This is a genomic window from Pseudoxanthobacter soli DSM 19599, from assembly GCF_900148505.1.
GTDB classification, from domain to species: Bacteria; Pseudomonadota; Alphaproteobacteria; order Rhizobiales; family Segnochrobactraceae; genus Pseudoxanthobacter; species Pseudoxanthobacter soli.
The window spans coordinates 493,144-505,836 of the sequence record NZ_FRXO01000002.1; the positions used below are offsets into that span (position 1 = coordinate 493,144).

General features: G+C 65.3%; 10 protein-coding genes. 6 read left to right on the forward strand and 4 right to left on the reverse strand.

Features of this window, described 5'->3' with window-relative positions; translation table 11 throughout:
* Positions 1-8: 8 nt before the first annotated feature.
* From BUF17_RS06635 to BUF17_RS06655, 4 genes are all read left to right on the forward strand, one after another.
* A complete protein-coding gene (locus BUF17_RS06635) occupies positions 9-1,412 on the forward strand; it encodes a flagellar motor protein MotB (protein WP_073626794.1) in 1,404 nt (467 codons plus the stop codon).
* A 602-nt stretch (positions 1,413-2,014) separates the two neighbouring features.
* Positions 2,015-3,394 (forward strand): hypothetical protein, encoded by a 1,380-nt coding sequence (locus BUF17_RS06645; RefSeq protein ID WP_073626798.1) that lies wholly within the window; start codon positions 2,015-2,017, stop codon positions 3,392-3,394.
* Between the two features lie 341 nt (positions 3,395-3,735).
* On the forward strand, positions 3,736-4,944 hold the full coding sequence (locus tag BUF17_RS06650; protein WP_175563626.1) for a flagellar hook-length control protein FliK: 1,209 nt from the start codon (positions 3,736-3,738) through the stop codon (positions 4,942-4,944).
* On the forward strand, positions 4,895-5,473 hold the full coding sequence (locus tag BUF17_RS06655) for a transglycosylase SLT domain-containing protein (RefSeq protein ID WP_139282452.1): 579 nt from the start codon (positions 4,895-4,897) through the stop codon (positions 5,471-5,473). The genes BUF17_RS06650 and BUF17_RS06655 overlap by 50 nt, the downstream gene beginning before the upstream one ends.
* Before the next feature lie 720 nt (positions 5,474-6,193).
* On the opposite strand, the gene BUF17_RS06660 is transcribed toward BUF17_RS06655, so the two are convergent.
* The 3 genes from BUF17_RS06660 to BUF17_RS06670 all read right to left on the reverse strand — a co-directional run bounded on the left by BUF17_RS06660 (position 6,194) and on the right by BUF17_RS06670 (position 9,059).
* Positions 6,194-6,868 carry a response regulator transcription factor gene (locus BUF17_RS06660; RefSeq protein WP_073626804.1) on the reverse strand — a complete coding sequence of 225 codons (675 nt, stop codon included), beginning with the start codon at positions 6,866-6,868 and terminating at the stop codon, positions 6,194-6,196.
* Between the two features lie 635 nt (positions 6,869-7,503).
* Complete coding sequence (locus tag BUF17_RS06665; protein WP_139282438.1) at positions 7,504-8,613, reverse strand: hypothetical protein; 1,110 nt, start codon at positions 8,611-8,613, stop codon at positions 7,504-7,506.
* A gap of 59 nt (positions 8,614-8,672) precedes the next feature.
* Positions 8,673-9,059 carry a response regulator gene (locus BUF17_RS06670; protein WP_073626807.1) on the reverse strand — a complete coding sequence of 129 codons (387 nt, stop codon included), beginning with the start codon at positions 9,057-9,059 and terminating at the stop codon, positions 8,673-8,675.
* Between the two features lie 187 nt (positions 9,060-9,246).
* On the opposite strand from BUF17_RS06670, the gene BUF17_RS06675 reads away from it, so the two are divergent.
* Entirely contained in the window at positions 9,247-9,966 is a 720-nt protein-coding gene (locus BUF17_RS06675) for a protein phosphatase CheZ (protein ID WP_175563627.1), read from the forward strand.
* Positions 9,967-9,991: 25 nt separating this feature from the next.
* Here BUF17_RS06675 and BUF17_RS06680 read toward each other — a convergent pair whose 3' ends face one another.
* Positions 9,992-11,176 (reverse strand): GGDEF domain-containing protein, encoded by a 1,185-nt coding sequence (locus tag BUF17_RS06680; RefSeq protein WP_175563628.1) that lies wholly within the window; start codon positions 11,174-11,176, stop codon positions 9,992-9,994.
* A 432-nt stretch (positions 11,177-11,608) separates the two neighbouring features.
* On the opposite strand from BUF17_RS06680, the gene BUF17_RS06685 reads away from it, so the two are divergent.
* Positions 11,609-12,637 carry a heme/hemin ABC transporter substrate-binding protein gene (locus tag BUF17_RS06685; protein ID WP_175563629.1) on the forward strand — a complete coding sequence of 343 codons (1,029 nt, stop codon included), beginning with the start codon at positions 11,609-11,611 and terminating at the stop codon, positions 12,635-12,637.
* The last annotated feature ends 56 nt before the right edge of the window (positions 12,638-12,693 follow it).

Sequence of the window (12,693 nt, forward strand, 5' to 3'; positions counted from 1 at the left end):
GAACCGGAATGAGTTCCGCACCCGAACATGATCTGATCATTATCCGCCGCGTCGAGGAAGAAGAACACGAGTCGCATAATACGGCCTGGAAGGTCGCGCATGCGGACTTCATGACGGCGATGATGGCCTTCTTCCTCATCATGTGGCTCATCAACGCCACTGACGACGAGGCGAAGAAGGAAATCGCGAACTACTTCAATCCGATCAACCTCGCTGCGAGCCCGGTGGAGCACAAGGGCGTCAACGACCCGAAGCCGCTCGCCGAAAGTCCCACGCAGAAAAAGGGCGTCAACGATCCGAAGCCGATGAAGGCCGACGAACAGGAGATCGTCGGGCACGAGATGGGCGACGGCGACAAGTCGCCGACCGGCAATAAGCCGGGCGGTGAGAAGGTGCAGGCCGGGCCGGATACCACCGGCGTCGTGAAGGTCGCCATCGGTCAGCAGGCGGCAACGTCCCAGGAAGAGGCCGCGGCGTTCCAGGATCCCTATGCGGTTCTCTCAAAGCTCGCCTCTCTCGCCCCGGCAGACACGCCGGCCGATCCCGACGTGGTGATCGGTGTGGTCGGACAGGAAGGCGTGGCGACGAGCGCTGCCCAGGCGCAGCGCGACCCGTTCGATCCCACCTATTGGCAGCTGCGCGACGGCCCCAAGAGGAAGACCCCCGATCCAACGGCGCAAAACGGGGCCGCCTCGCAACCCCAGCCCGCGAATACCGCCATCGACGCGCGCTCTTCCGGCAAGAACGACGGCTTTGCGGTCGTGAACGATCCGGGGGCAGGCGCGCAGGCCGCCACCAACATCGCCGAGCAGGGCATGTCGATGTCCGCGGCTCTCTCCGGCGGCGATCTCCCCCCCGATCCGGAAGCGGCCGATATCGCCGCCGCGGCGGTCGCCGAGGCGGAGGCAGCGGCAGCGGCGGCGGTCGCCCAGCGTGCGGCCGACCGGCAGGCGAGAGCCGTCGCCCTCGGGGCGGAACTCGCGGCCGCTTTGCGCACGTCGGTCGGCACCGCCGCGATCCCGCATGTCGAGGTCACATCGTCGAGCGAGGGACTTCTGATCAACCTCACCGACGATCTCGATTTCAGCATGTTCCCGATCGGTTCGGCGATTCCCCATCCGAAGCTCGTGAAAGCCATGGAGAACGTGGCCGCGGTGCTGAAGGAACGCCCCGGACAGGTGCTGATCCGCGGCTATACCGACGCCCGGCCGTTCCGCTCCGAGACCTACGACAACTGGCGCCTTTCGACCGCTCGCGCCCACATGGCCTACTACATGCTGACCCGTGGCGGGCTCGACAGCGCACGCATCGAGCAGATCGAAGGCCATGCGGACCGGAACCTGAAGAACCCCGACGATCCGAACGCGGCCGAGAACCGGCGGATCGAGATCGTCCTGCAGGTGCCGGAATGAAGCCGATCGTTCGTCGTTGCGCATGGCAAGCCGGGATGCGCTCGCCGGGCGCGGCAGCCGGGGGAACGCCCTTCCGGCGCCCTCATCGCGGCTTCCGCGCGGCCCTGCTGGCAACAGCACTCGTCGCGGTGGGCAGCGCCGGGTGCACGGCGGCGTTCGGGCAGAGTGCAGCGCCGGCGGCGCCGCCGCCCCAATCGGTCGCGGGAATGCCCGCCTCCGGCCAGGCCACGATGCCGTGGCCCACCGCGGACGACGCACGCAAGGCCGAGCAAGCGGAAGCCGCCACCAGCTCGGTCCAGCCGCCGGCCCACACACCGGCGCCCTCCGGCGACGTGTCGAGCGGGGCGGCGGTGGGCGGCACCGAAGCACCGGCGGTTTCATCCGTTCAGCCGCCGGATAATGGCCGCGCTGTGACGCCGGCCGGCCCCCCTGCCCTCCCGGCCGAAGCGGCGGCACCGCCCCCAGAACCGGCGAGCGACAGCGGCGCCACCGCGGCCGCCGCATCTCCTTCCGCCTCATCTCCTTCCGCCACGGCCCCGGCGTCGGCCGAGGCGGAGCCGACTCCTCCTCCGCCTTCGAACGGGCCGCTTCCCGGCGGCACCATGCCGGCGCCGCAGGCGATGGCGGCCGTCGCAGCCGGCGATGGACCCGCGATCGCGGCACCCTACGAGTTGATCCGCACACTGCAGGGCATCCAGGACGACATTGCTGCCGGGTCCGTCGCCGCGCTCAATGCCCAGCGTGTCCTGCTTTCGCGCATCGATCGCGAATTTCTGGCCGCGCCTCCGGACGCCTGGAAGGAGGCGCGCAATGCCAACGCGCTCGTCGCCTTCATCCTCAGCGGCGGCAGCCCGGTGACATTGCGGACGCTGCTCGACCGCGGCATCGAGCCGGCGATCGACGATAACCTTCTGCGCGGCTCGCTCGCCTACGCGGAGGGGCGGGAGAGTGTCGCCGAGCCGCTGTTGCGCGATATCGATCCGCGTGCTCTGCCGGCCAGCATTGGTGGGCAGGTCGCGCTCGCGCAGGCGGCGCTTTCCGCCGCGAAGGACCCCGCGAAGACCATCGCCCTGCTCGATACCGGCCGCTTGCTGGCGCCGGGCACTCTGGTGGAGGAGGCGGCGCTTCGCCGGGAAATCCTCATCGTCAGCCAGGCGGGCGACAACACCAAGTTCGAGATGCTGGCCCGGCAATATCTCCAGCGGTTCAGCCGGTCGGTCTATGCCGGCAATTTCCGGCAGCGCTTTGCAGCGGCGTTGACGCGCATGAGCTACATCGACAATCCCGCGCAGTTCGCCCGTCTCGACGAGACATTGAAGCTGCTTCGCGTCAATGCGCAGCGCGAACTCTACCTCACAATCGCAAGGGCATCGGTCAGTCAAGGCAAGACCCCCGCTGCGATCCTCGCATCGGAACGGGCGCTTGATACGGCAGCGCCGGGTTCGGAGGATGAGGCCCGCGCCCTCGTCTATCGTGGGGCGGCACTCGCAGTGACCCAGGATGGACTGGAGCGCGGCATCGGCAGCCTTCAGGCCTCCGATGCCAGCAAGTTGCCGCCGGAGGACGCGGCATTGCGCGCGGCCGCGATCCAGGCCGCCGAGCTGATCCGCACGGCTGCGATCCCGGACGGCAAGCTCGTCCAGACGACGGGCGCTCAGGTCGCGGACGCCAACACGCCGCTCGACGCGGCCGCCCCGCCCACCCCGGCCGGCGCCGCACCGGTCACTCCGGCTGGCACCGCACCGGTGGCCCCAGCTGGCGCTACACCGGCGGCCCCGGCTGGCGCCGCTCCTGTCTCCCCGGCTGGCGCCGCACCGGGTGCGCCCGCGAGTTCGGCTGCCGCTCCGGCGACCGCCGGCGGCTCCAATGCTGACGCTGGAACGGCGCAGCCGCAGCCGACAGCGGACTCGCCGGCCGCGGTGGTCCAGGCCCGCAGCGTTCTCAGCGCCGTCGATTCACTCCTAGCGGACGCCCCAGAATGACCAGACTCGATGTCGGCCTTCCCACGAGCACGCCAAGCGATGTTCGGGCCGCCAAGGCCGGAAGTGGTTCGGCCGCCGGACACCAGGCGCGTGGGACGACCGGAGGGTCGGATTTCGGCTCCGTCCTTTCGGATCTCGGACAGCGGCGGTACGGCCAGAACGACGCGGCGGAGACCGACCGTAATGCGGACGAACGGCCGGGTTCCGGTCATGGCGGACGCGACCGCAGCGGCGCCGGAACAGTCGATGCCGATGAGACGACGAGCCTCGACGCCAGCGGGCAGCAGACCGCGGCCGCGCAGACCACCCCGCTCGTCGCATTTCCGTCTGGCTTCGCCGAGTTGCTCGCGGCGCAAGGGGCTGGAGGCCAGACCGGCGATACTGCCGAGAATGGTACCGGTGCCGGCCCAAGCGACGCGGAACTGGCGCTCGCTCTGCTTCGCCAGGGCAAGGATGGCACGGGCGCCGACGCCGCCCTCGAAGCAGACGGCGGGGGAGCTGGCGGCAGCGGTGAGACATCGAAGATCGTCCGCATGGAGATCTTCGGTCGTGAAACCCATTTCGCTCCCGTGCTCGCCCCCGAGGCCGCCTCGCAGGGCACTGGCGGGACCGAGCGGCAGAATGGCACGGGATCGTCCGACGGCGGAGCCGCCTCACGCCCGATCGCCAATCGAAACGATCTGACGGCCCTGCTTGCCGCAACCGACGTCGGCCGGCAGGCGACCGCAGGCGCGCAGCAGCAGACTTCGGCCGCCGGAACGACATCGCGGGAGGACCGGACGGGAGACGCCGGGGGACGGCGATCCGCGCGCGGTGCCGATGCGCGGCTGCGTGGCACCGAAGAAAGGACGGCGAGGACCGCGGAAGAACGGGCAGGCGTCTCCGGATCGGACGAACGCGCCGCGTCCGACGTCGACACCATCACGGCGGAAGCGGGCTCATCCGATCAGAGCGATGCGCAGGGATTCGAACCGCCGATGACGCAGGTCGCCCGAGAAGTGCTTTCGGCCGCGCGCGCCGCCGGCGGTCAGGGAAGTCTGGCATCTGCACAGTCCGGAACAGGTTTTGCCGCCGCGGCGCGCCTCAGCGAGTTGTCCAACGTGTCCGCGTCCGGCGACGCGGTGCGGCTGCTGAACATCCGCCTGAAGCCTGATGCCCTCGGCGACGTCACCATCCGGCTAAGACTTGTCGGCAACGCCCTCGACCTGCGTGTCAGCGCCAGCAAGCCGGAAACGGCGGAAATGCTCGCGAGCGACAGCCATGCCCTCAAGCATATCCTGCGGGAGGCCGGCTACGACACCGATGTCGTCTCGATCGACGTCGGCTCGGCGGGCTCGGCGCTCCGGCCGCAAGTGGCCACAGCACCGAATCCCGCTTTCAACGGCACCTCCAACGGCAATGCCGGATCCGATGGGGGCAGCCCGCGCCAGGACGGCCAGCCGCAGCATCAAGGCGGCCATGGCCCGCAAGACCAATCGACACAGAAAGAAGCCAACGGGAATGCCGATCCAACAACTCAAGGCCGTGTTGCTGGCGTCGTTTATATCTAGCCTCACCCTGTTCGCCACGGCGCCTGCCGCCAGCGCAGCGCAGAATGTGTGTGAACGTGAGATGACGCGCGCGTCCGCGCGGTACGGTGTTCCCGTCGCGATCCTCTACGCGGTCGGTCTGACGGAAACCGGCCGCAAGGGCTCGCTGCAGCCGAACGCGATGAACATCGAGGGCAAGTCCTACTTCGCCACCAGTCGGGGCGACGCGATACGCCGCTTCAACGAGGCACGGCGGAGCGGTGCGAAGCTGATCGATCTCGGCTGCATGCAGATCAATCACTACTTCCACCGCGACCAGTTCCCCTCGCTGGAAGCGATGCTGGAGCCGCGGACAAATGTCGACTATGCGGCGAGATTCCTGAAGACGCTCAAGGCCCGAGAGGGCAGCTGGACGATGGCGGTCGCACGATACCACGCGGGGCCGAACAACAATCCGGCACAGAAGCGCTATATCTGCGCCGTCATCACCAATCTGGTTGCGACCGGCTTCGGCTCGTGGACGCCGCGGTCAAAATCCTTCTGCCGATAGAATGTGAACCGTCCGACGAGATCGTCAGGCCAAGGCGAAGGCCATCGTCGAAGAGGCGGATTCCGCTCCGTTCGCGACATGCCGATCCGAGGGCGCACGAGCCGGTGCCCGGCACCACCAGGTCGGCGCGCACCGGGAACCATTCGCCGAAGTTTGCAAGACGTAACAGCGTTCGGCAGTCCGAAACGCAGGTCGTCCCAAGACCGCGGATGTGCTGCACTGCATCGGGCAGCGCTGCCAACGCTCGCTCGGCTGCAGCTCGGGCACATTCTGAATCGAGCGACAAACCGCGCAAGAACATCACCGCGATCGTTTGACTACGAGCGAATTGTGCTGCCTTCCCCCAAAGGCATCACATCCATCGCAGCCATAATATAGCTCCTCCATCGAATGCAGGAATATTCTCGCCTTGAGGCAGGTCAAAAGGATAACGACAATATCAGAGTTCCAACATAAATATTTTATGACAGGATAGTATTCCGAACACCTGTTTTGCTTCGGCGTTCACGTCTGGCTCCAGTCCCGCTCAAACGCGCCGGCAGAGGGGCATGGTGATACGGGCCGGGGCCTCGGGTTTCAGGCATCCCGAAGTCCGATCAGAAACGACGAAAGCCGGGCCTCACGACGAGGCCCGGCTCACGATCAGAGAAAAGAAGCAATAACTTCGGATAAATCGATGCGATACTGAAATTCTATGCCAGCTCTATAAAAGCTAGGCGATCATGACGGCTCGACGAAGCAGTATCCGAGATATCGCTTCGCTTCGATGACCTCATATCCAAGGCGTTGCCGCAGCTTCTTGCGCAGCTTGCTCATATGACCTTCAACCACAGTCTCCGACACGGAGTGATTGAAGATACCGTATATCGAATTGAACAACTGCGCCTTGGTGATGCGGCGACCACTGTTCTTGACGATATATTCGAGTATTAGACGCTCACGACGAGGCAGAGGCAACGGATCACCGTCAATCTCCGGATCACGCCCGTCGAAATGAACTTTGAGTCGTCCTTTGACGCTCGGCCCGGAATTCATGTTGAGCCGGCGCCATACTGCGTCCGATCGAGCAATCAGCTCACGAACATGCACAGGCTTAGGAACAACATCGTCGATCCCGGCAGAGAACAATTTCAACGTCTGCTCGAGAGAACGAACTTCACTCAGGGCGATGATCGGCGCGCGGCTGTGAGTTCGTATCAGATCGGGATAATTCTGACGACCATCGAAGTCACCAAGAACAAATCCCTGAACGGACCTCAGATCTTGGTCAGAAGTGGTTTCGACCCACTCCCTGAACTCTTCGGATCGCAGTCCAAGAGATGGCCAGCCCTCTCTTGTAAAGCCAGATACGTACGCAGCAGAGACCTCAGGCCTCTGTTCGATAAAAATATACATAACGTGCCCCCGCACATGTTACACATCAGCCTTGGCGTTTCTTAGTCGTCTTCTTGACAGCGACTTTCATAAACGGCCGAAACCAATGTCACTTATCTTCGCTTAGAAGCGCCAAAGGAGTCAAATTGAGATTTGCGTCTTATTTCGCTTATTCAAAATTAGAGGCCTTATACTTGAATGAGACTCATGGAGACAGGCGTTCGCCGCAACCTTGGAGGGCCGCTTTCGGCCCCGAATAACCAAAGCGGGCACACTCGTTTGGGTTGTCATATCTGAAAAATTTTCTCTCTTGACGCGAGAACACACGGTTCAGGCATCGGATCTGTCACCCCGCAATGCACAAATTGCCGAGGCATGCGGGAAAAGCGGGCAGTCTGTCATCAAGCTGTCTTCGCCGGCGGACCGGCACGAGTTTGCAACTGTTAACAAAAGCCTTCTGCAAAGCGGCCGCGTTTAAGCCCGCTCGAATGCTCCGTTCACATTTGGTCATAATGTCGCACGCTCGGAACGAAGCAAGCTGGCAGACCATCCGTTGGCCTCCAAATGCTTCCAGATCGGAGCAAATTCACACCACCTCGCACGCGCTCCGGATCCGTTGGAGACACCCCTCGCGAACGACCTGCGTGCGCGCGACCTCAACGTGGGCCGATGCAAAGCGGCAGCGCGTCGGGAGATGGTGCGGTCGCACATCTCGGTGCGGCGTTCACGCGGGACGCCGCAGCGCGAAGCCGTTCGATCAGTATCGCGTCGGCGACCGGAAGATTGAAATGCTCGTCGGACGCGAAGGCGGCGATGGCATCCTCGATCGACCTGGGAGAGGGATTCGGGGGGGCCGCCGGCAGATACATCAGCGATCGCAGCAGGCGGAGCATCTCCGCCCGCATTTGCCCGCCTCCCCGGGGGTCGACAGCAAACGGAAGAATGATACGCCTCGGCAATCCCGACCCCGACGCCGCCCGTGAGGGCGATGCGGGTTCGGACGGCACATCGACGGCCGTGACCTCACCGCCGCCCTTTCCCCGCGAATCGCCGCCAGGCGGGGGCGGAGTGGCATCCGATTCCGGCGCCGGCGGTGCAGCCGGTCCGGATTGCGTCCCGACGACCGGCCCGGCCGGCGGAACCGCGTCGCCCCAACCCGGGTCGGGCTGGACCAGTCCCGCCGCTCCGACAGGGCGGAACGACGGTTCTGCCGGCATGTCCGCAGCTGCGCCCTCCGATTCCGCATCGGTTGGGTTCAGCAGCCGGTCCGACCGGCTCGCGAACCAGACGCCGGCGGAATAGCGGCACCGCTCTCCCTCGACGGCCGCGGTCACGCCGCCGACACCTTCATAGACATATGAGAAACGGCGGCAGTCAGGGCCGCCGGCACCCACGAAGAAAGAGGATGCCACGACCGAGAGCCGCGAACCGGATGGAAGTTCGGACACGACATTCCGGTCCGCCGGCGTCATTTCCAGAATGGCGGAAAGCTCTTCTTCGACCGGATAACGGTCGGGGGCAGGAATAACGTCCGGTGTCGCGAGGCCTCCCGTCGCGGCGACGGCGAGAACATGCCGGCTTTCGCCGCTCGACGGATACACCACGGCTGCCGCAGGCTGCCTGTCACGAAGCGTCGGACGAGCGGCGACAGCGTCGCGTTCGAAGCCGGAGAACGCCGGCGAAAACCCGGCGGAACCCACAAGAAGCAGGACGCAATGCAAGGCGTAGGGAAGGAGAGACCCGGCGCGGCCACGCGCCGGCTGCACGGAGGACCCGTCAAGGCGTCCGCGGACGCCCTTCCGGAGCTTCCCGTGCCGCTGGCACGTCATGCCTTTTCGAAGACGTTCTCGATCTTGCCCTTCAAGGTCTGGGCATTGAACGGCTTGACGATGTAGTTGCTCACGCCGGCCTTTTTGGCGGCGATCACGTTCTCCGACTTCGCCTCGGCGGTCACCATGATGAACGGCGTCTCGCTGAGAGCCTCGTCGCTGCGAACCCGCTGGAGGAGTTCGTAGCCCGTCATCGGCTCCATGTTCCAGTCGGAAATCACGAGCCCGTAGGTGCGCTGCTTCATCTTGGCAAGCGCCTCGGACCCGTCATACGCTTCGTCGACGTCCTCAAAGCCAACCTGCTTCAACAGGTTACGTATGATTCTGATCATGGTCTTATAGTCGTCGACCACGAGGATGGGCATCGAATGATCAAGGGCCATTGGCACGCTCCGAAAGCGCTCAGCAGGCAAAGCTCCCATGACGAAGCGATCACCAGCATGAACGCTCTAGTTTTAGCCCGCCTAATCTTGCTTGAGGCTTGCATGGCACCACGATAAGGGCTTCCCCGGGAATCGGGTCAACGATAAGCTGTCCTTCTATGGGATGGATGAAACTGCGGGGGTAGGAATGTCGGGCGGCCGCAGACCGTTTCGCGTCGAAACTCTTGGGATCCAGGAGGGTTTTGGCGCCCCCGGCCGATCCGTCGAATCCGAGATACGTACCCTGGTTTCCGATCACCTTGGTCGAATCTTTCAGGAATTGATGGAGTTGCGCGAGCTTACCGAGCAGATCGGCAAGCGCGATCGCGAGGCGTTATTGCGTAGCGGAGAAGATTCGCTGCGTCTGGACATCGAGCAGATACAGCACGCGATCCAGAAGACGCGCTACGAGATCGTGACGCTTCGTGCTGACAAGGAAGCAGAATCCTTCAGCCGGGCCACGGACGAGCTCGATGCCGTCGTATCGGACACGGAAAGCGCGACGGACACGATCCTCAGCGCCGCTGAACGGATCGACGAGGCGGCCGCCCGGATCTCCAAGCATGTCAGCGAGGAGCACCAGGGCGAGATTGCCGCGATCCAGGATCAGGTCATCCGCATCTTCGAAGCCTGCAACTTCCAGGACATCACCGGCCAGCGCATCAGCAAGGTTGTCCGGCTGCTCCATTTCGTGGAAGAGCGCATCGAGCATATGATCGAGATCTGGGGCGTCGACGACGACAAGCAGCCGGAGGGCGCCACGGCGTTCGGCCAGCGCACCGGCGACGAGGCCCTGCTGAACGGGCCGGCGCTGATCACCGACAAGGACGTCGTGTCCCAGGACGACATCGACTCGCTGTTTTCCTGATCATCGTCGCTCCGCGCGGCCGTGATCAGGCCACCGAATCGGGCCGCGGCCGGACGGGTGCGGCGCCTGCCTCGGTCGTCGGCCCGATGGGCACAATCGTGGTATCGGCGACGATGCGATCCCGTCCCATTCGCTTGGCACGATAGAGCGCGCGATCAGCCTGCATCATAAGGTCCGCCAGGTCGGCGTCCTGAGCCCGGGCGCAGGCAACGCCGCCGCTCACCGTCGTCGCCGCAGGACCGTCGTGCTCACGGGTCGCGACGGCGAACGCGGTCCTGATCCGTTCGGCAACGGCCATCGCCTCCTGCGGTGCCGCGCCGGCCAGCAGCACCGCGAATTCTTCACCGCCGATGCGGCCGAGCATGTCGCCCTCGCGCAGCGATTCGGTGGCGCAGGCGGCAAAGCGGCGGATGACGCGGTCGCCGGTCGGGTGGCCGAAGGTGTCGTTGATCCGCTTGAAGCGGTCGATGTCGAACACGACGAGCGCAACCGACGTTCCGGCACGACGCGCCGTCGCCAGCAGGCGCCCTCCCTCTGCAGTGAACGTTCCACGATTGAGGACGCCCGTCAGCCCATCCACCCGGGCTATGTCGCGCTGGACGCGCTCGGCTCTCTCCTTGCTCATCGAGACGAGAAGCAGCCCGCCGATCACGGCGAAGAATACCATTGAGAGATCGACGGCCTGGCTCACGTGCGAGACGTCGACGCTTCCCTCGATCGACGGAAGATGGCCGTCGATCGCGAAGCCGATGCGCACGACCATGCAGGTGGCGTGAAGGGCGGCCACCACCATCAGCGGACGGCGCGACGGCAACCGCTCGTCGCGCCCCCGCCACAGCTCGAACGCCCACATCGCCGACAGGAGGGCCGCCAACAGGGACGCAACGATGACCCGCGCGGCGATGGAGGCGTAGAAGGCCGGAACGGCGCAGAGTCCGAGCCAGACCAGAACCGCCAGCGGCCCCACCCAAAAGGATTCAGGACGGCCTTCGAACCGTCGCAAACCGCACCAGATGAAGGCCGATCCGGACAGCAGCAGTGCGTTGGCGCCGATGATCACGGCCGCCTCGGTCACACTGCCGCGGATCGCGAACAGGCCGATCGCCAGCGCGTTCGTCAGGTAGCCTGCCCCCCACCAGCCGAGTGCGGCACCATCCTTGCTGTGGCGCGCCGATACCAGCATCGCGCCGCCCATCAGGACGGCGATCAACAGGCCGGTGAACGCAAAGGTGAAGTAGTCCAGTCGCATCCCGGAACCTCGAGGTGCGCAGCGCACCGCATGAGACCAAGCGCACGATCTTGGCGCATCGCGGCGGAATTCCGCGTTAAATTTAGGTCATGTTGGGCTGCCCTGCCGAAATCGCATGAGGATGCCCGCCCGGCGTTCGCGCGCGTTTCCCGGCAATATAATGCCGTCATCCAGCCAAAGCCGCGCCCCTGTTTATACCTTCTCTAAGTAGTTGCGAATGATTTGCAGAAATGTTGCACGGGGCGCGTGAGGCGATTAGGAGTGAGGAACGCCTTTCGGCAATCCGGACCTCCTCCGGAGCCGTAAGCCATGATTATCCCGCCGCCGAGCGAGGCACGCACATCTGCGGGCATACGGCTGCCGGCGGCAGGACCAACGGATCGAGAGTTCCCCATGGGTAGCAGCAGCAGCGGTTTCCTTGCGCACGCGATGGCGGCAAGCCAGTTTCCCGGAGCGACGGCTGCCGGCATCGGCGCTGCCACCGCCCGCCGCGGGCGTCGCCGGTCCGGGCGGCTGGTGGGAATGGCCTTCGTCGTCGCGGCCACCGCCCTCACACCGCTCGCAACAGCGCCCGCCTGGGCCGCAGAGACCGTCACGGACGGTCGTGGCCGGACCGTCGAGATCGCCGACACCAGCCGCATCGTCTCGGTCGGCGGCACCGTCACCGAAATCCTCTACGCGCTCGGTCACGGCGGCAATATCGTTGCGGTCGATTCGACCAGCCTCTATCCGCCGGAAGCGCTGAAGACCAAGGACAATGTCGGCTATCTGCGCTCCCTGGCGCCGGAGGGCGTTCTGGCCGAAGCACCGACGCTGATCGTGGCTGAGGGCGATGTCGGCCCGCCGCCGGCGGTGGACGTCCTCACCTCCTCCACGGTGCCGATGGTCATCATCGACAATACCAAGACACCGGAGGCCGTCGAAAGCCGCATCCGCTTCATCGCCGACGTGATCGGGGAAAAGGACAAGGGCGAGGCGCTCGCCAAACATGTGCAGGACGGCTTCGAACGTCTCGCGGCTGCGCGGGCGAAGGTCGGCAAGCCGGTCCGCGTCATGTTCGTACTGTCGCTGCGCAACGGGCAGCCGATGGTCGCGGGTTCCGGCACCGCCGCCGACGCCGCGATCCGGCTTGCGGGCGCGGAGAACGTCGCGGCCGGCGTCGAAGGCTACAAGGGAATGACGGAAGAGGCGATCGTCGAGGCGGCACCGGATGCCGTGGTGATGATGGCCCATGCCCAGGCGAGCGCTTCCGCCGACGAGGTGTTCGCCATGCCGGCCTTCCGTATGGTACCCGCCGCGGAGGGTAAACGGCTGATCAAAGTGGACGGGCTGGCGCTGCTGGGCTTCGGCCCGCGCACCCCCGAGGCCGCGCTGGAACTGTGCCACGCGCTCGACCCCGCCTGCACAGCAGACACGCCATGACCGTCGCGCGCGCCGATGCCCGCCAGGATGGCGCCGAGCGGCGTCCTTCTTCTCCG

What these genes read in the sequence shown, in the direction of transcription:
- BUF17_RS06635 (WP_073626794.1), top strand. Translation starts at nt 9, where the DNA reads ATGAGTTCCGCACCCGAACATGATCTGATCATTATCCGCCGCGTCGAG.
- BUF17_RS06645 (WP_073626798.1), top strand. Translation starts at nt 2,015, where the DNA reads ATGCCGGCGCCGCAGGCGATGGCGGCCGTCGCAGCCGGCGATGGACCC.
- BUF17_RS06655 (WP_139282452.1), top strand. Translation starts at nt 4,895, where the DNA reads ATGCCGATCCAACAACTCAAGGCCGTGTTGCTGGCGTCGTTTATATCT.
- BUF17_RS06660 (WP_073626804.1), bottom strand. Translation starts at nt 6,868, where the DNA reads ATGTATATTTTTATCGAACAGAGGCCTGAGGTCTCTGCTGCGTACGTA.
- BUF17_RS06670 (WP_073626807.1), bottom strand. Translation starts at nt 9,059, where the DNA reads ATGGCCCTTGATCATTCGATGCCCATCCTCGTGGTCGACGACTATAAG.
- BUF17_RS06675 (WP_175563627.1), top strand. Translation starts at nt 9,247, where the DNA reads ATGTCGGGCGGCCGCAGACCGTTTCGCGTCGAAACTCTTGGGATCCAG.
- BUF17_RS06685 (WP_175563629.1), top strand. Translation starts at nt 11,609, where the DNA reads ATGGGTAGCAGCAGCAGCGGTTTCCTTGCGCACGCGATGGCGGCAAGC.